Origin of the sequence: Candidatus Kaelpia aquatica, from assembly GCA_030765335.1 — a bacterium.
Lineage (GTDB): Bacteria > Omnitrophota > Gorgyraeia > Kaelpiales > Kaelpiaceae > Kaelpia > Kaelpia aquatica.
Genome location: JAVCCU010000009.1, coordinates 66,542 through 84,421 on the forward strand (window position 1 = coordinate 66,542; position 17,880 = coordinate 84,421).

The window sequence follows — 17,880 nt, forward strand, 5'->3', positions numbered from 1 at the left end:
GTTAGAATATTATTATTAACGGAACTACCAATAAAAGCAACAGCATTAACTCGTAAGCTCTGTTCAGCTTTCTGAACCTAAGCAGGACAAATAGCACCACTGTTACTATCTCTACAGCTACAAGTGTATAGAGATGGGAGGATGACATCTTTGAAAAAATAGGTACCTTGAAAGAGACTATCTCCAAGATAGGTATGATGGCTATATCTAAAGCATTGCTTCCTATTATATTTCCTATAGCCATAGCATGAGACCTGTTCATGAGAGCTGAAACTGTTACAACAAGCTCTGGTAAAGATGTAATGACACCTAAAAAAAGTGTTCCAAAAAAAACATAGTTCAACATAGACCTCTCAACAATAATCTTAGATTGAATAACTGTAAGCTGAGCAAAAAACGCCATTGCAATCAAAGCAATTATAAATACAGCCCATTCTTTCAAACAACCTTTGTCATTACTGGGCTTAGAAGAAACAATATCAGCCTGGCCGTCTCTAATCTCACCTTTAAGAAAAATTAAGTATAGAATTACTATAAAAATATTTTCTAATCCAAAGCTGAAAATATCCAGATCAAAGCCTGCAAAACTCCTTAGGATGATCGAAACCGCAATCAAAGCCTGCAATATTAAGATTATAAATATTCCCTTAAAATTTTTACTTTTCCTTAAAAACCCGCCCTTAGACACGCAAAGATCCAGCAGTATTAAAATAAAAAGATTGCTCAGAAGAGACCCAAATATATTTCCTAAAGCTAAATCAAAAATCTTACTTTTAACAGCAATTACAGAAGTAAGCAGCTCTGGAGCAGATGTGGCCAAAGCAAGAAAGAAGACACCCATAAAACCTTCGGATATTCGACTCTTCTTTGCTATTAGAGACCCATACTTACAAGATATATAGCCAGACAGAAAGATGGCGATAGAGTATAGCGCGAACTTAAGCCAGGCTATCAACATTATTCTTCCCGGTTACAGAATAGAACTCACAGAGCTTAGTTAGAAATTCCATATCCCAAATCCAAAACCCCTTGGTCTTTAGTATCAAATTTACATTATTATCCTCTAGCTGATTAGGAACAATTGCTATCTTCTGATTAAATCTTACCTGACTATCTTTAAGTCTCTCTATAATGGCATAGCTATCCTGCTCCTTAAATCCTGGGGAAACTACAAGGAAGAGCCAGTGTCCAGCACCCTCCCTCTTTGCGCAAAAGAGAACATAGTTTTGACCTTGAGACTCTTTTTCAAGAGATAAGATTTTAGGCAACTGTTTCCTTTTCCCGGATAAGTCTATAAACTCATTGTCAAATTTCAAGATAAGCTCTTTTACGACAGCCTCTATCTCTAGCATCGGTTTATCGCTATGAAAGAGATTGGAGCCAAAGTTAACGCAGTCCAGTTCTTTCTCCAGCATCTCCATGCGAGCCTTAAAACCTATTCCCAGCCCCATGAGATCTGCACTATAAGCATAGAGAAGCCATATTCTAAAAAGCGGATCCTTTATCCGGAAAAAACTACCATTCTTCTCTAGGAAACCGTTCATAGAATAACCGGAATCTGCATAAGAGAGGTCCAGCTTCTTAAGGCTCTTTTTCTTTGTATTACCTCTTGCAATCTCAATAATAAAAGGCAAAAATTCCTGAAACTTCTCAACCCCGGGATAATTTTTCAATTTTTCACCAAAGAACCTATAAAGAAAACCTTTGTTATTGATCAGATTTTCTCTGATTACCAGAATGAGACTTTCAGAGTCAAATCTATCTACATTCTCTTGAACCCAAGATGTTAATATATCAAGATAGAGAGGTACGCCCGCGGTTAAAGTTATTAGTCTATCTATAGCAACATCATTCATCTCTCTTATTTTTCCCATTCTGGACTCTATAAACCCTCTAGACTCCTGATATGAGAATTTATCTAACTCCATAATCTCAAAATTGCCAAACAACAGAGAGAGCTCTGAATTTAAAACAGATTTAGACCTATCCTGATCTGAACTCATTAATATAAATAAAGCATGTTCATCCAGCATGATATGCTCTCTCAATATCTGCATCCAATAATTCAGCTTAAGCTTACTCAAGCCAAAAAATTCATCTATAACGAAGAGGGAGTTCTTCTTGAACTCTTTCTTGATCAGGAGCGGAAGGCGCAATATCGAGCTCATTAAAAGCTCATAATTGTTATTCTTAAGACCTAACTCTATGTTTCTTACAATAGAACTAAAAGCTGGATAATCCCTATCGATAACCCTCCCGCTCTCAGCTGCACTATCTATAAAAAAATTACTATCTACTAAGGAGAACCTACGCAGAGAATGGAGTAAAAACCCTAAAAAACTCTCTTTCAAAAACCCTTCTTCAAGATTGAGGTAGATAGGAAAAAGGTCTTCTCCTAAATCATCGTGTATAAATTTAAGAATGAGTGATGTCTTACCGATACTCCAAGGACCCAGAATAGCAAGATTTCTCCTATAGCCATCAAGATAATCATTCTTTATCTTCTTTAATCTTTCTACCTCTTTCTCTCTTGAGGAAAACTCTTCTTTTGCTACAGGGCCTATTTTTATCATTGAATAAAAATTATTTTAAAAATTTTAATGGATCTAAAGGATTGTTCTCTCTCCTTACCTCAAAGTGCAATACCCCGTTCTCTTTATCAACGCGGGATATGGAATCACCCTGCTTAACATAATCACCTTTTTTAACTAAAAGAACATCGTTGTAAGCATAGAGCGAATAGAGCCCTCCCCCGTGATCAATCATTACAACCTTATCATAGCCTTTTATATCTTCACCAGAATAGCAGACCTCACCCGAAGCCGCAGCAATTACTCTCTGAGATGAAGATAGTTTTATATCTATACCCTTATTAATCCCACTGGAAGTTGAATCTTTAAAGTAGGATATAACCTTGCCTTTAACAGGCCAAATAAAATCAGAGCTGGACAGACTCTGTTTTACAGCTCTACTTGGAATATACAATAATTGACCCTCCTTTATCCTGGAAGGGTCGTCTAAATTATTAGCAGCTATCAGATCTTTCAGCTCTACTTCGTAAGAAGAGCATATCTTATAGAGAGTCTCTCCGCTCCTAACCTTATGATATAGGCCTTTAGCTTTACTCCATGAAGGCTCCGCATAAACCTTAGATGCAGGTAAGTACTCAATGCTGCTTCTACTGTTGGTCGATCTACAACCCCACAATAACAGCATGGCAAGAAAAATTATCATCTTCATATTACAAACCCCAAAAGACTCCTATTGCTGGAGCGAGTGAGGGGACTCGAACCCCCGACATCCAGCTTGGGAAGCTGACGTTCTACCACTGAACTACACTCGCTTATTATTTGACTAAAGACCAAGCAGTAGCCAAAACAATTAAATTAAGCCGTAAGTTTTTTATTTAAATATTTCTCTACAATTTTCATAGAACAAAAATTACTGCACATAGAACAGGTGTCCTTTATCTCAGGCGGAATCTTATTGCGATACTCCAACGCTTTTTCACTATCTAAGAAAAACTTCATCTGCTCGTCCCAGTCTCTCTCTTTGCGTGCTCTATTAACCTTTAATTCTCTCTGGACGACTCTATTCTTACCACGGCAAAAGTTTACTGCCTGGGCGGCTATCTTAAAAGCCATAATACCATCTCTAACATCATCGATATCAGGAAGAGATAAGTGCTCTGCAGGTGTTAGGTAACATAAGAAATCGGCTCCAGCATGAGCCGCTATAGACGCTCCGATTGCAGCATTTATATGATCATATCCAGCAGCAGAATCTATTACTAAAGGTCCTAAGATATAGAGAGGAGCTCCTCCTATTATCTCCTTTATAGCCTTGATCTCATGTTCAATTTTATCTAACGGAACATGGCCGGGGCCCTCGACCATAGTCTGAACACCATAATCTTTGGCTCTCCTCACAAGGTCTGAGACTACAAATGTCTCGTGGTACTGCAATGAATCTCCGGCATCAAATATAGATCCTGGCCTTAATGCGTCTCCAAGACTTATAGTAACACCGTACTTTTTGGTAATCTCAAGCACTCTGTCAAAATGCTCATAAAAAGGATTCTCTCTCTCGTTTATTATCATCCATTCCAGCATTAAAGCCCCGCCCCTGCTTACTATATCCAGCATCCTGTCAGACCTTTTTAACTTACCAATACAGTCAGCTGTAATACCCGCATGGATTGTAAAAAAATCTACCCCTTCACGAGCCTGGCCTTCTAAAACTTCAAAAAAGTCTTCAGTTGAAGCAGTCGCAAAAGACCCCTCTTTATCAGAGCATCTTGCCGCAACTTCATAAAGAGGTACAGTGCCAAAAGGAAGCAGAGTCTTAGATATTAAATCTCTCCTTATCTTTACAATATCTCCCCCAACAGATAGATCCATAATTGTATCAGCCTCAAGGCGCTCTGAGAGTTCAATCTTTCTGATTTCAAGATCCAAATCAACCTTGTCTAGGGAAGTACCTATATTGACATTTATTTTGACATTCATCCCTTCACCAATAGCAACTCTACGCTTATTAGAATGGGCCTCGTTGTCAGGTATTACTACTCTGCCTTTTAATATTTTATCTAATAAAAAATCTTCGGTAACTTCTTCGAAGTCCGAAACTTCTTTAATAAAGATGGGTATATCGCCTTTCTTAATTTTATCTATAAGTGTCATCGGTTATCACCTTTCTTATTTCATTTACATATCTCTTCTTATCCCTTGCAGTCTTGAGCGAGGAGACAACAGCCACGTTAGAAAAACCATAACCTCTAACCTTGCTTATATTCTCCAAATTGATCCCTCCTATTGCCACCTGAGAAAACTTGATATTCTCCACTATCAATTCTATTTCATTCTCACCTATTGTTTCAAGATTTTTTTTAGTATTACTCTTAAAAATCGGACCGACACTGATGTAGTCTAAATCTAAATCTTTAACATCTAAAGCATCCTGATAACTATGGCAGCTATAACCTAAGACCTTATCTCTGCCTAATATAGACCTAACCTCTCTAGGCGGCAGATCCTCATCTCCTATATGAACACCGTCTGCATCTACAAGAAGAGCGATGTCAAGCCTATCATTAATTATGAACGGCTTTCTAAAGTCAGCTGCTGTTTTCTTAAGAGCAACCGCAACATTATAAAATTCCCTATCAGAAAGATCTTTATCTCTTAACTGAATAACATCTATACCGGAAATCAAAAGCTCTTTAAGGTACTCTGTATGGTCAAATCCCGTATCAGATACTCCGTAAATAATAGAGTCTTCAAATATTTTCATATAGCAGCAAAAGAGCTCTTCTCAATATCATAGACCTTAAAACGCAGCCTCATAAACTGCTGCTTTAACTCAGGTCTTAAAATCTGAGAAACCTCTTCTAATACTCTTAATGCTTCTGTAACTCTTTGAAAGTTAAATCGCAATATATCATCATACTTATATTTAGAACCCTTAGCATACCTAAACTTACCCTTATCCGCCTCTAAATCTCTTCTCTTTAGGAGCTCCTCCCTGCTTAATTGCGCCACTATAAGAGATAACGACTTCCTTGTCTTTTTCAATTTAAGGGCAGAATCAGACTCACTATAGATGAAGCGCATTATATCCTCACAGACTCTCAAGCCCTCCCTTGCCCTATTAAAATTAGCATCTACTATGCGGTAGGATTCTTTCTGCATATCTTCCTTAAAATAGATGTTGTACTATAGCCCTTAAGGTAAGATAGCAGCTTAACCTTTCCTCCGTATCCCCTTAGAATATCTCTTCCCACTACAATTTTATTCCTCCAGTCTGCACCCTTAAAAAGATAGTCCGGCTTTATCAGGGAGATAATATCATATGGTGTCGGCTCATCAAAGACGACTATATGATCAACATCCTCTAGGGCCGACAAGACTTTGGCTCTAGAATCCTGGTTATTTATCGGCCTACTCTTACCTTTAATAGCTCTAACTGAACTATCAGAGTTTAAGCCTAGCACCAAAAAATCGACATGCTTTTTAGCTTTGGATATAAAGTCAACATGGCCGGGATGGAGAATATCAAAGCAGCCATTAGTAAATCCTATCACTTTTCCATCTCCCTTGAGGCTTTTAATTTTTTTCAGTAAAAGAGTAGTTGAGAGAACTTTATTTTTCATATTTAAATTCAGAATATAAGCTAAAACAAACCTTCTTCTATTAAAAGACAGAGCAGGTGCGCCAAAGTTATATGGACCTCTTGAACAATTGAGGTTTTCGTGGACGGAACAATTAAATTTAGATCTGAAAGTTTTTTCATCTCACCGCCATCTCCACCCGTAAAAGATATCACATAACCATTATTATGTCTCAAAAACTCCAGGGCCTCTACCACATTAAGCGAGCTGCCGCTTGTTGAAATAGCGATTACTACATCACCCTGCTCATAAAAAGCTTCGAGCTGTCTCTTAAATACATATTTATAGCCGTAATCATTTGCCAGAGCTGTAAGGGAAGCAGTATTGCTGGCCAGCGAGATAACAGGGAGAGCCTTACGATCTTTTCTGAACCTTCCTATGAGCTCAGCAGTAATATGCTGACTATCAGAGGCACTGCCGCCATTGCCAAATATGATCAATTTTTTTCTGTCTTTAAAAGCATTGATTAATTTTTCGGCAGCCTCTTCTATTTTATCAATATTATCCCTAAAAAAACTCTCCTTAACCTCTATGCTCTCCTTAAAATAGCTCTCGATTAGATCTTTCATTAGCCAAAAAAGGTAGCTGCAATACTATAGATTTTTTCATCTACAGTCTTTAGCGTACCCAATACCTCTTCAATAGGTATATCAACTATCTCATTGCCTTTTAATGCTACAACGCGTCCAAACTTACTATCATTAATCAACTCAATGGCTTTGATTCCATACCTTGTACCTAGAACTCTATCATAAGCTGTCGGTGATCCGCCTCTCTGAATGTGGCCTAAAACAGTTACTCTAGTCTCATAACCTGTCTTCTCCTCCAACTTATCTGCTAACTGCTGTCCTATGCCTCCTAACTTAACATGACCAAAAGAGTCTAATTCATCATCTTGAATCACATCAGTCCCCTCTTTAAACTTCGCACCTTCGGCAACTACTACAACAGAGAAGTCTTTACCTCTTGAATGACGCTGTTTTATCAAAGAACATACATGATCCATATCTATCGGTTTTTCAGGTATCAAAATAGCATCGGCACCTCCAGCAAGACCAGCGTAAAGTGCAATCCAGCCCGCATGTCTACCCATAACCTCAACAACCATAACTCTATTATGAGATTCGGCTGTAGTGTGAAGTCTATCGATACATTCCATTGCAATATTAACAGCTGTATCAAAACCAAAAGTAAAATCTGTACCCGAGATATCATTATCTATCGTCTTTGGAACCCCGACTACAGGAAGCTTAAAATCGCGATATAGCTTTGCAGCTACGCCCAGAGTATCCTCACCGCCTATTGGTATTAAAGCATCAATCTCAAGAGATTTGAAGTTCTCCACAACCTTCTGAATATCCCCATCACTCTTATAGGGGTTTGTTCTAGAGGTCCTCAAAATAGTTCCGCCCCGATGCAAAATCCCCGATACAGAGTCTATATCAAGATTAATAACATCTTTGCCTAACAAGCCTTTCCATCCATTCCTTATGCCTAATATTTTATAATTTTCAATTAGACCTTTTCTCACAATAGCCCTGATCACCGGATTCAAACCGGGACAATCGCCCCCGCCGGTTAAGATACCAATACTTTTCATCTCTTACTCCTTTCTTTTTTTAAAACTCTCTGTAAGGAGGGACGACTTCCTGAGTCTCATCCCCCTGTTTAAGTTTCTTTTTTCTCTCTTTTTCACCTATTTTGGATATAAAGACTTTGATGATAACAGGCTCTTCCATGCCCAGCATCTCCTGAACTTTTCTTCTCAATTCAGACTGCATCTTCTCAGTTACAGAGGGGATGTTAATCTCAGATAACATCACAGCTCTAAGGGAGATAACCAACCCGCGTTTCCTGACCGTTACTTTACTGCGCAGGTCCCTCACGTCGGGGTCATCTCTCATTATTTTTCTAACATAATCCTCAACAGCAGAAAGAGAGACTAATACCTCTCCATATTCTGTTTTAAAAGCTATGTTTTTTTCTGCAGCCACACCTGACCATACAAAGTTAAGCAATGCAACGACAAGCACGATAAGCACTGCCCCAACAAGTCCTGCAAGAAGATCAAGTGGAATGAGCTGCTCAGATTCAGCCAAAATAAAACTTAAATCCTGCTGAGAAACAAAATCCAGAGCATAGAGAACCATGAAGACGCCTATCATAAGGTAGAATAATCCAAACACCAAAAGAACAAACTTAGCCCTCAACTTCATCTTTATCCTCCTTTGATAACTTTTTATCAACTTTTATCTTCTCTATTACTCCATGGATAGATCTGTCTTCGACTTTATCTACTTCAACATTTATTTTCTCGGGAATAATACCTGTCATCTGATCAAGCATCGCCTTAATGTTAGATTGGACCCTGTTTACAATGTCAGGAATATTAACACCTAAAGCAACAACTATTGCTATTGAAACCTTTAGCTCTCCATCTTTTGATTCATCAATAGTTACTCCGCGTGAAAACTTTTTGCGACCCAAAAAAGAGAGCAGACCCTTTTTAAAACCACTGGCAATATTCTCTACACCTTCAACTTCAAGCGCAGCCTTACGTACAATAACAGTTATAACCTCATTATGTATCTTTATATCTCCATCATTACTCTTCTTAAACTCCATATATCTAATTCTCCTCTTTCTGCAAGAACTTGTTTACAAAATCAGTATAGTAGTCACCTCGACAAAATCTCTCATCCTGAATTATCTCTCTCAAAAAAGGAGTCGTGGTCTTAATCGGTCTGACTAAAAGTTCATCTAAAGCACGTTTCATATTTATTAAAGCATCATCTCTAGTCTTCCCGTAGGCTATAACCTTGGCAATCAAAGAGTCATAAAAAGGCGGGATCTTGTAGCCCGAATAAACATGGGTATCAACCCTTAATCCAAACCCTCCAGGAAAATATAGCTCTTCTATCTTACCAGGAGAAGGCAGAAACCCATCGTAAGGATCCTCAGCATTTATCCTGCATTCAATAGCATGGCCCTCCATCTTAATCTTAGACTGCGAAAGTCCAAGCTTCTCACCTGCGGCACTCTTAATCTGTTCTTTAAGGATGTCGATTCCTGTTACAGCTTCAGTAACCGGGTGTTCAACTTGTATTCTTGTATTCATCTCAAGGAAATAGAACTTATCATTTTCATCAAGTACAAATTCAACCGTTCCGACATTATCATAATTAATAGCCTTCACAAGCTTGAGAGCTGTATCTCCGAGCTTCTTTCTGAGCTTGCTATTTACCCTAGGAGATGGACTCTCTTCAATCAGCTTCTGAAACCTTCTCTGAACCGTACAGTCTCTCTCTCCGAGATGAACCGCATTGCCGTGCTTATCAGCTAATACCTGCACCTCAACATGTCTAACATTTGAAACAAATTTCTCGATATATACATTTTTATTACCGAAAGCTCCCTCGGCCTCTCTCTGAGCAGTAATATAGGCTGAAACTAATCTGACATCATTATGACAGACACGCATTCCCTTGCCTCCGCCTCCAGCAACAGCTTTTATCACCACGGGGTAGCCGATACGGTTAGCAACTGCAACCGCCTCCTCTTCGTTGGTAACAGGACCATCAGACCCTGGTATAACCGGAACATTGGCTCTAATTGCAGTCTCTCTAGCTCTAAGCTTATCACCCATTAATTGCAAGTTCTTAGGGCTTGGACCTATAAAAGAGATCTTACAGGATTTACAGACTTCGGCAAAATGGTAATCTTCTGCTAGAAATCCATAGCCCGGATGTATTGCCTCAACATCTGTAATCTCTGCAGCGCTTATTATAGCTGGAATATTAAGGTAGCTATCTTTTGATGGGGCAGGACCGATACATAGAGCCTCATCGGCAAATTTAACATGGAGACACTCTTCGTCCGCCTCAGAGTAAACAGCGACTGTCTTAATCCCCAAATCCTTGCAAGCGCGTATTACGCGCAATGCTATCTCACCCCTGTTTGCTATTAATATCTTTTCAAACATATCTTTTATTCAGGTATAATCCTAAAGAGAGGCTGTCCAAAATCTACCGGATCACCATTCTCAACAAGGACCTCTACAACCTTACCTTTATATTCAGACTTAATCTCATTCATCAGCTTCATAGCTTCGACAATACATACGGTATCTCCCACCTCTACTTTCTTATTTGTATCGGTGTAAGGAGCAGCATCCGGAGTAGGGGTCCTGTAAAAAGTCCCAACCATAGGAGACTTGATGTAACATGAATCCTCTTCTATTCTGGCTGCATCCTTAACTTGCTCCTGAGGCTGAACTTGAACAGGTATAGGCTGAGTCTCTCTAATTATCTGCTCTTCTTTTTTACGCAGCTTTATACGCTTACCCTCTTCCTCTAGTTCAACTTCAGCAAGACCTTCTCTGTTCATAAGCTCAATTATCTCTTTAATCTTTTTTATATCCATATTTATACCCTCTCTACATATCCAGCGGTTCTTGTATCAATTTTTATAACATCGCCTTTATCTATAAAAAGAGGGACTTGCACTGTAGCGCCAGTCTCAAGCTTTGCCGGCTTTGTCCCTGTTTTGACTGTATCACCCTTAAAACCAGGGTCGGTCTCAACTACCTCTAACTCAACAAATAGAGGTAGAGATAAGGCGACTATCTTACCCTCATAGACCGTTGCATTAATATGAGAATTCTCCTTAAGAAAATCTTTCATGTCCTCAAGATCATCCGCTACTATAGTAGTATCCTCGTAAGTCTCATCGTCCATAAAATGATACCCTTGAGAATCCTTGTAAACATAGTTCATCCGTTTCTCTTCAACGTAAGCATTGTCAACCTTCTCATCTGTGGAGATAGTACGCTCTAACGTCTGTCCGCTTGATATATCTTTAAACCTTATCTTTAAATAAGCTCCGCCTTTACCAGGCTTTGTATGTGAAAAATTGACAACAGCAAAGAGTTTTCCTTCTAATTTAATAACCATGCCTGTCTTTATCTGATTAGCAGAAATCATTATAATACCTTAAGCCCTTTCTTTTTAACCACAACTACATCTTCTACTCTAACACCGCCAATCCCCGGAAAATATAGCCCCGGCTCAACAGTCAAGACCATATTCTCTCTAAATATCTCTTTTGAACTCTTATTAAAAAATGGCTTCTCATGCACTTCAATGCCTATCCCATGCCCTAAACTATGTTTTATGGCAGACTTAAACCCTCTTCTCTCAATTAACTTCTCAGCTCTAGCTGCAACATCTCCAACTACAGCACCTTCAAATATAGAAGAGAATACTAAATCCCTTACCTCTTCAATTACCCCATAAGACTTCTTAACTATCTTGGGAATTTTATCCCAAAAAATGACGCGTGTCAAGTCAGCACAGTAACCGTTAAAAACTGCCCCGCAATCAATGAGAACAAATCCGTCTTTTTTTCTTATCTTTTCAGCTATTGCTTTTGCATGCGGTGAAGCACTTCTAGCACCAGCAGCAACTATAGAAGGAAAGGCAGAACTTTCCGCACCTCTCTTTCTAAACTCAAGCTCAAGCAATCCTTGAACCTCAAGCTCAGTTATTCCGCTCTTAATACTCTCACTCAAAGAGCCCAGCGAATCTTCTGTTATTTCAACCGCCTTAGATATCTTCTCTATCTCACTTCTATCCTTGATCTCTCTCAATTCAGTTATTAAATCTGAGCCTATAAATTTATGCCTGGTCAGGCTATTCTTAAGCTTAATGTAATTTGAAAAAGGCATACTATTTTCAAGAGCAACTCTGCGGGATCTCTTCTTTGTTTTTAACGCTTTTATCAACTCATCTACATAGGAACCCTCTCTTATAATCTTTTTAAAACCCGGAGCTTTTATTCTGTTAAGCTCCTCTTTATATCTTGAGTCAGATATAATCAGATCATCAGATCCAGATTGAGATATAAAGAGAGCTGCCTCTATATCAGAATTTAAAAGATAGTACACATTGTTGCGATTTAATAAAAAAATAGAATCAAATCCAGACAATGAGATACTGCTTCTTAACTTTGAGATTCTTTTCTGATTTAAAGACATCTTTAGGAAAGGTTTAAGATCTTAAGAGCTGCCTCAAGTGCAAGTATATAACTATCCTTACCAAACCCTGAAATCTGCCCGCAGCAGACCGGAGCTATAAGCGATTTGCTTCTAAATTCCTCTCTGGCATAGATATTTGAAAGATGGACCTCGATAGCAGGTAAGCTGGATGCTTCTATTGCATCTCTTATTGCTACAGAAGTATGAGTATAGCCTGCAGGGTTTATGATTATAATATCAATAACATCTTTAGCTCTGCCTATCTTTGATACTATATCTCCCTCTGAGTCAGACTGAAAGAATTCAATATCAACATTATTGCCGCTGGCAATATATTTTAACTCCGAGTTTACCTCCTCTAGTGTAAAAGTCCCATAAATATCAGGCTCTCTCTCACCTAATAGACCTAAATTAGGACCATGAATAATTAATATCTTAGCCATCAGCATCCTCTCTCTGATTCTCATCATAAGGAAGAGCCTCATCAATAAGCATTACAGGTATGCCATCTTTTATAGGATAGAGCAGCGCACAAGACTTGCATAACAAACCACTCTCTCCAATAAGCCCTATGTCGCCCTTACACTTAGGGCAGGCTAAAATATCAAGCAGCTCCTTATTTATCATCTTCTCTCTCCGTTTTATCTTCTTCTGCTGCATCTGGACTACTACCATCTTCTACTTTACCTAAATCCTGTTCTTTATCTTTAGGCTCTTCTTTCTCTCTCTCTTTCTCTTTCTCTTTCTTGCCGATCTCACTTTGAATCTCTACGTAGACCATCTTAAGATAAGAAGAGAGCTCGTTTATCATCTTCTGTTCATCATCTTTAAGATTGCCCTCTGTCTTCTCTTTAAGCATATCCAGAGTATCTATTATGTAGCGAACCTGCTTAGGATTTACCTCTTTTTGCTTTGTAAGGGGATTTTCAATCTTGCCTAACCCCACCAAGCATTCTAGGCCTAAACCGTTTACAAAGTTGATAAAATTTACTTCCCAGGCCTTTTCTTTAGTATTTTCTTCCATGTTTTAAATTTTACACCTCTTTAAGTTTTTTTTCTACTCTTTTTCAATCTTGCCTACCCTAATAATAGCCGCTTTCATAGGGTCAATATAAATCTCTAAGAACTTAACGATGTCTTCTTTACTAACCGCCTCTATCTTCTCTAGATATTCATCTATCTCTTTATAGTCTATCCCTAAAATCTCATGCACGGCTATCCGAAAAGAGACTGAAGAGTTGGTAATTATATCTCTTAAATAACGGCTCCTTAACATCTCCTTGGCATCTACTATCTCATTAGCAGCTATATCTCCGCTCCTAATCTCATCTAATATCAAAAGCATCTTCTCTAAAACTTGACTCTCTTTATCCGGAGTTGTTGCAACATAGAAACTCATGATCCCAGGGTCAGGGCCTAAGAACAACATCCCGCCTAAAGCATAAGCACCGCCCAGATCTCTTCTAATCCTGTTAAAGAATAGCGAGCCCTGGCCTGTAACCATCATCTGTATTAAATCCATAACATACCTATCATTTGAAGATATCTCTGGAACCATAAAGCCGATCTCAACCAATACCTCTCTTTGAGGTATAAACTTATCTACTCTCTCTTGCTTCTCTGGATAGAGGTCTCTTACTTTTGAGAGCTCCGGTTTAGCACCTTTCCACTCTCCCAGCTCTCTCTTTAAAACCTTTTCAATGCTATCCTTATCCAGACCACCTGCAATCGATATCACACAGTTAGCAGGGGTAAATATCCTATCTTTGAAGCTGTATATATCCTCTATCTCTAATGCCCCTACTGACTCCGGGGTTCCATTAGACATCATCCTGTAAGGCTGTTCTTTAAATATAGCTTCACGCATAACCTTAGATGCCTGATAGAAAAGATCTATCTCAGAGTCTTTTATCTTTCCAATCTGAATATTTTTAATAACCTCTAAATCGTCTTTCTTGAATTCGGGGTTCTTAAGAAGCTCTGCCATTAGACTCAATGTTTCAGATATCTCCATCTCCGGCGTCTGAATCGAAAATCCAATGCTATTATTTCCGGATATCGGACTAATAACAGCACCTAAGTCAAGAAATTTATGCTCTAACTCAGATGTTATGAGCAGATTTGGCAAGATTTTAGAGATACCGTTTATATCTTTACTCTCAGCCCTTAAGCCGCCTTCAAAAATAACTGTGATTACAGTAATAGGTGAGACATCAGAATCAGAGAGAATAACCTTAAGCCCGTTATCATACTCTATCTTCTGAAAGCTCCTCTTCTTAAACTCAACCCCTTCTTGCTCTTCTTTTTCTACTTCAGGGAGAAGTCTTACCTCAACTGCTCTCTCTAGGTTTAAATATTCATCGGCTACCCTGCTTAGATTTTTCTTATCCACAGACAAGAACCTATTTAGATATTTTAATTCATACTTATAATCTGATGTTAAGCTCTCACTTCTTGATAAACTCTGTGCAATATCAATAGGAGTCTCCTGCTCTTTTAAGAACTCAAACGAGACTTTCTTTTTAAGGCGCTGAATCCTCTTCTCGTCAAAACCACCTTTTTTTATCTCAGAAAGAAACTCTTTAAACTCTTTCTTGAACTCCTCAATATTCTTATCTTCAAGAACCGCAAAGAACCCAAATAAACCTTGAGAGTAAGGCGTATAGCTAACTGCATCCATTGAATAGCATATTCCTTTTTCTAAGAAACGCTTGTAAATAGGGGCATCTTTACCCCAGCTTAGATACTCAGACAAGAAATCCAGCTCCTCAAGATCCGAATGAAACATGGAGACACCGGGAAAGGATATAAAGATATAACTGACCTTACCTGGGTAATGCTCCGTATATTCTAAAGGATGGCTTCTCTCCTCATCAGGGAAAGACTCTTTTCTAACACAGCCAGACCTAAGCCCGGATATTAAACCCTCTAAGTGCTTATCAACCTCTTTATAATCTAAATCGCCTGCAATAGATATAACGGCATTATTAGGGACATAATTTTTGCTGTGAAACTTTATTAAATCATCTAGGGTGACTTTTTTTATAAGTTGGGTCTCACCTATTATCGGATAACCATAAGGATGGTCTCTGTAGGATTTCTTAAAAGCAATCTTAGAGAGTCGGGATGCTGGGTTATCGTCTCTAAACTTAGCCTCTTTTAAGACAACCTCTTTCTCTCTAGAGAAAACCTCCTCAGTTATCTCAGGGCTGAATATAGCAGGAATAAAGATCTCAAGAGTCTTATTTAGATTCTTCTTAGGTACTTCAAAATAATATAGCGTATGATCAAATGTAGTATAGGCATTAGATGATGCCCCATACGCTCTCATCTTATCCTCTAAATCTTTCCTGCCTTCAAAGACAAGATGCTCTGTGATATGAGCTAATCCTGAGCCTAAGAACTCAGCCTCATCAGAACTTCCAGTAGCAAAACATATCGATACCGCAACTATATCAGATGGAAAATTCTTATAGAGAAACTTGAGGCCGTTGTCATACTCTTTTGAGCTAACGCTGCTATAAAAGCTGTCCATATTCTTCATAACCCACTCCTTGAAGTGATTTAGATTATCTTTAAACAACGGAATAGCAAAAAGAAAAAACAGAAGAGATAAAAACTTTATATATTTTCTGTAGATTCCGGTAAACACTTAAAGTATAAGAAAAGAGTCTATTTGCTCTTGCGCTTTTTCTTCACCATCTTTCTGCGCTTGATCTCAGAAGGCTTCTCGTAATGCCTAATAGCTCTTAAGACTTTCATTAGGCCTTCTTGCTCAACCTTTCTTTTAAAACGCCGTAATGCCTGATCCAGACTTTCGTTAGATCTAACTTCTACTTTTGCCACTAATTATCACATCCTTTTCGTTGAATTTTCTAAATTATAATTATTGCGTCAGGAAAAGTCAAGATGAAAGGCTTGATATAAAGGGTTTTAAGTTTTTAAAATTAAGCGGGGTATCAAAATGAAATTACTATAATATTGAAATCTATAGAGATTTAATCACAAAATATCATTTTTACTTCTAAGTCAAAGATTGCTCTATATTCTGCAAGTCTTGAAGAATAAGGTCTAACACCCCTATCACATTCTCTACTGACCATGAAGGAACCCCTGTCACATCATCTACTGACAATGGGGCAATCGAACCATTTAAAACAGCTCCTTTTATCATTAGAGATGCTTGCTCCTGAAGCTCTTCAAAATCACCTGCAATAGAGTTCAATGTTTTATCAAATTCCATATCATTAATGGCTTGGGTAATCACAGTCATTACCTCTCTTGTCTTCTTTAAATTAGCATTCATAATATAGTCAATTGTCCAGTCTGTAAATCCCATGCTTATAGTCGTTAAAAAATCCTCTAGCGACAATTCCACTATGTTTATAATCTCTTCTTCTGTAAATTCACCGTGTAAGCTTAAAAAATATCCCTGACCATCAGCTATGGTTATATTAAACACACCATCTAGCTGCTCATCACTCAACAAGCCTAAAGTAGCAAGGTACGCTCGGGCTACATCTTCTCCTCCAGCATCAAGCTCTGACTTATAAGCACTGATCTGATCTTCGCTTAATCCATAACTTGACAACTTACTTCCCCTATTTTGTAGAATTTGCAATCTATTGTCTGCAAGATATGTCTCATCTATAGCCCTATATTCTTCTGCATGCTCATTTGAAATTTTTCCTGCTTCTTCAGTCCAATCCATAACTGTATCAATTGCCGCAAATGCATATCGCTGCAATTCTCCTCTTACTTCATCCACTGTTGGAGGAATAGCACCAGGATGGGTTCCAGGATCTGAAAGGCCACCCGTACTATCCGTACTAGGTCGATTGTCGCTCGGGTTAGCTTGGGCGGCAGAATCGGTAGCAAGCAGATTTCCTTCTACATCGTAGTAATTTCTATCAATTAGGTCACCACTTGCAGGATCAAAAAATAGGTCTACGGAAGCAACGGTATCACCCGCCTTAGTTGCCGTAATATTATTCCATTCACCATCAAACCATCTTAATCCTATTCTAGACTCTAGCCTCCATGTTTGCTCTCCACTTACCTGTGTAACAAGAACATCTTTTTGAGTTTCTATAGTGGCAACCTCCAAACCATCAGCATCATCTGTCACATCAAAAAATTGCCCCTCTCTTGTAGTTTCGTTATAAGAATCCTCGGTAAATAGCCAATACTCGTATGTCCCTTTAACTAGAATTGGGACTTCCCCTTCTTCTTTTACCTTAGTGTCTTCTCCTGATCTTTTCATAAAAATCGGTTCTAAGCTACCATTGATTTCTCGTAAAACAGCATAAGTCTCATTAGTAGTTGTTACACCAGTATCAACATCAGTATCAACATGAGTAACAGTAATAAGAATATCTTCATCAGTGAAATCAGAGAGACTTTCCGATTTTATTCCACCAGCAATTAATGGTGGATACTCAGAAATCTGTTTTTTCCAACCATCACTACTAGTCTCTGCAAACGTAGTGCTGCTAAAACGCTCTACTGTGTTGGAAGTAGCATTAGCCATATCTATGCCATTTCGTTGAGCTGCAGCCAAAACAAGATTCATTATAGGATCATCTTCTGCCACATCGACAAATTCATCTTCTTCTGATGCCACTGCTGCAGCTGCTCTTTCTGCTTCAAATGCTGCTTGTACTTCAGCTGCTGTTGC

General features: G+C 38.5%; 21 protein-coding genes and 1 tRNA gene. All 22 read right to left on the minus strand.

Features of this window, described 5'->3' with window-relative positions; genetic code table 11:
• Position 1: 1 nt before the first annotated feature.
• Positions 2-958, minus strand: coding sequence for a hypothetical protein (locus P9X27_01610; GenBank protein ID MDP8253079.1), 957 nt, complete (start codon positions 956-958; stop codon positions 2-4).
• Entirely contained in the window at positions 939-2,573 is a 1,635-nt protein-coding gene (locus P9X27_01615) for an ATP-binding protein (protein MDP8253080.1), read from the minus strand. Before P9X27_01615 ends, P9X27_01610 begins: the two co-directional genes overlap by 20 nt.
• Before the next feature lie 10 nt (positions 2,574-2,583).
• Positions 2,584-3,240 (minus strand): LysM peptidoglycan-binding domain-containing M23 family metallopeptidase, encoded by a 657-nt coding sequence (locus P9X27_01620; protein ID MDP8253081.1) that lies wholly within the window; start codon positions 3,238-3,240, stop codon positions 2,584-2,586.
• 28 nt (positions 3,241-3,268) lie between these two features.
• Positions 3,269-3,343, minus strand: a tRNA-Gly gene (locus P9X27_01625).
• A gap of 43 nt (positions 3,344-3,386) precedes the next feature.
• The gene (gene thiC, locus P9X27_01630; GenBank protein ID MDP8253082.1) at positions 3,387-4,682 is read right to left on the minus strand and encodes a phosphomethylpyrimidine synthase ThiC; all 1,296 of its coding nucleotides are present in this window, start codon (positions 4,680-4,682) and stop codon (positions 3,387-3,389) included.
• Entirely contained in the window at positions 4,666-5,292 is a 627-nt protein-coding gene (gene thiE, locus P9X27_01635) for a thiamine phosphate synthase (GenBank protein ID MDP8253083.1), read from the minus strand. The genes thiC and thiE overlap by 17 nt, the downstream gene beginning before the upstream one ends.
• On the minus strand, positions 5,289-5,690 hold the full coding sequence (locus tag P9X27_01640) for a thiamine-phosphate pyrophosphorylase (protein ID MDP8253084.1): 402 nt from the start codon (positions 5,688-5,690) through the stop codon (positions 5,289-5,291). The genes thiE and P9X27_01640 overlap by 4 nt, the downstream gene beginning before the upstream one ends.
• The gene (locus P9X27_01645; protein ID MDP8253085.1) at positions 5,666-6,151 is read right to left on the minus strand and encodes an adenylyltransferase/cytidyltransferase family protein; all 486 of its coding nucleotides are present in this window, start codon (positions 6,149-6,151) and stop codon (positions 5,666-5,668) included. The genes P9X27_01640 and P9X27_01645 overlap by 25 nt, the downstream gene beginning before the upstream one ends.
• A 20-nt stretch (positions 6,152-6,171) precedes the next feature.
• Positions 6,172-6,738 (minus strand): D-sedoheptulose 7-phosphate isomerase, encoded by a 567-nt coding sequence (locus P9X27_01650; protein ID MDP8253086.1) that lies wholly within the window; start codon positions 6,736-6,738, stop codon positions 6,172-6,174.
• Positions 6,738-7,769 (minus strand): 6-phosphofructokinase, encoded by a 1,032-nt coding sequence (locus P9X27_01655; GenBank protein ID MDP8253087.1) that lies wholly within the window; start codon positions 7,767-7,769, stop codon positions 6,738-6,740. Before P9X27_01655 ends, P9X27_01650 begins: the two co-directional genes overlap by 1 nt.
• 19 nt (positions 7,770-7,788) lie before the next feature.
• Positions 7,789-8,385, minus strand: a complete 597-nt coding sequence (amaP, locus tag P9X27_01660) for an alkaline shock response membrane anchor protein AmaP (protein MDP8253088.1) — start codon at positions 8,383-8,385, stop codon at positions 7,789-7,791.
• Positions 8,369-8,794, minus strand: coding sequence for an Asp23/Gls24 family envelope stress response protein (locus P9X27_01665; GenBank protein ID MDP8253089.1), 426 nt, complete (start codon positions 8,792-8,794; stop codon positions 8,369-8,371). The genes amaP and P9X27_01665 overlap by 17 nt, the downstream gene beginning before the upstream one ends.
• Positions 8,795-8,798: 4 nt before the next feature.
• Entirely contained in the window at positions 8,799-10,151 is a 1,353-nt protein-coding gene (gene accC, locus P9X27_01670) for an acetyl-CoA carboxylase biotin carboxylase subunit (protein ID MDP8253090.1), read from the minus strand.
• A 5-nt stretch (positions 10,152-10,156) separates the two neighbouring features.
• Positions 10,157-10,591 carry an acetyl-CoA carboxylase biotin carboxyl carrier protein gene (gene accB / locus P9X27_01675; GenBank protein MDP8253091.1) on the minus strand — a complete coding sequence of 145 codons (435 nt, stop codon included), beginning with the start codon at positions 10,589-10,591 and terminating at the stop codon, positions 10,157-10,159.
• A 2-nt stretch (positions 10,592-10,593) separates the two neighbouring features.
• Complete coding sequence (gene efp, locus P9X27_01680; protein ID MDP8253092.1) at positions 10,594-11,151, minus strand: elongation factor P; 558 nt, start codon at positions 11,149-11,151, stop codon at positions 10,594-10,596.
• Entirely contained in the window at positions 11,151-12,203 is a 1,053-nt protein-coding gene (locus P9X27_01685) for a Xaa-Pro peptidase family protein (GenBank protein ID MDP8253093.1), read from the minus strand. Before P9X27_01685 ends, efp begins: the two co-directional genes overlap by 1 nt.
• 2 nt (positions 12,204-12,205) lie before the next feature.
• Complete coding sequence (aroQ, locus tag P9X27_01690) at positions 12,206-12,646, minus strand: type II 3-dehydroquinate dehydratase (protein ID MDP8253094.1); 441 nt, start codon at positions 12,644-12,646, stop codon at positions 12,206-12,208.
• The gene (locus P9X27_01695) at positions 12,639-12,830 is read right to left on the minus strand and encodes a Trm112 family protein (protein ID MDP8253095.1); all 192 of its coding nucleotides are present in this window, start codon (positions 12,828-12,830) and stop codon (positions 12,639-12,641) included. Before P9X27_01695 ends, aroQ begins: the two co-directional genes overlap by 8 nt.
• Positions 12,820-13,227, minus strand: coding sequence for a DUF1844 domain-containing protein (locus tag P9X27_01700; protein MDP8253096.1), 408 nt, complete (start codon positions 13,225-13,227; stop codon positions 12,820-12,822). Before P9X27_01700 ends, P9X27_01695 begins: the two co-directional genes overlap by 11 nt.
• 33 nt (positions 13,228-13,260) lie before the next feature.
• The gene (locus P9X27_01705) at positions 13,261-15,747 is read right to left on the minus strand and encodes a pitrilysin family protein (GenBank protein ID MDP8253097.1); all 2,487 of its coding nucleotides are present in this window, start codon (positions 15,745-15,747) and stop codon (positions 13,261-13,263) included.
• Positions 15,748-15,875: 128 nt separating this feature from the next.
• Positions 15,876-16,049 (minus strand): 30S ribosomal protein S21, encoded by a 174-nt coding sequence (rpsU, locus tag P9X27_01710; GenBank protein MDP8253098.1) that lies wholly within the window; start codon positions 16,047-16,049, stop codon positions 15,876-15,878.
• A gap of 178 nt (positions 16,050-16,227) precedes the next feature.
• Positions 16,228-17,880 (minus strand): hypothetical protein (locus P9X27_01715; protein MDP8253099.1); only part of this gene is annotated, 1,653 nt, incomplete at its 5' end.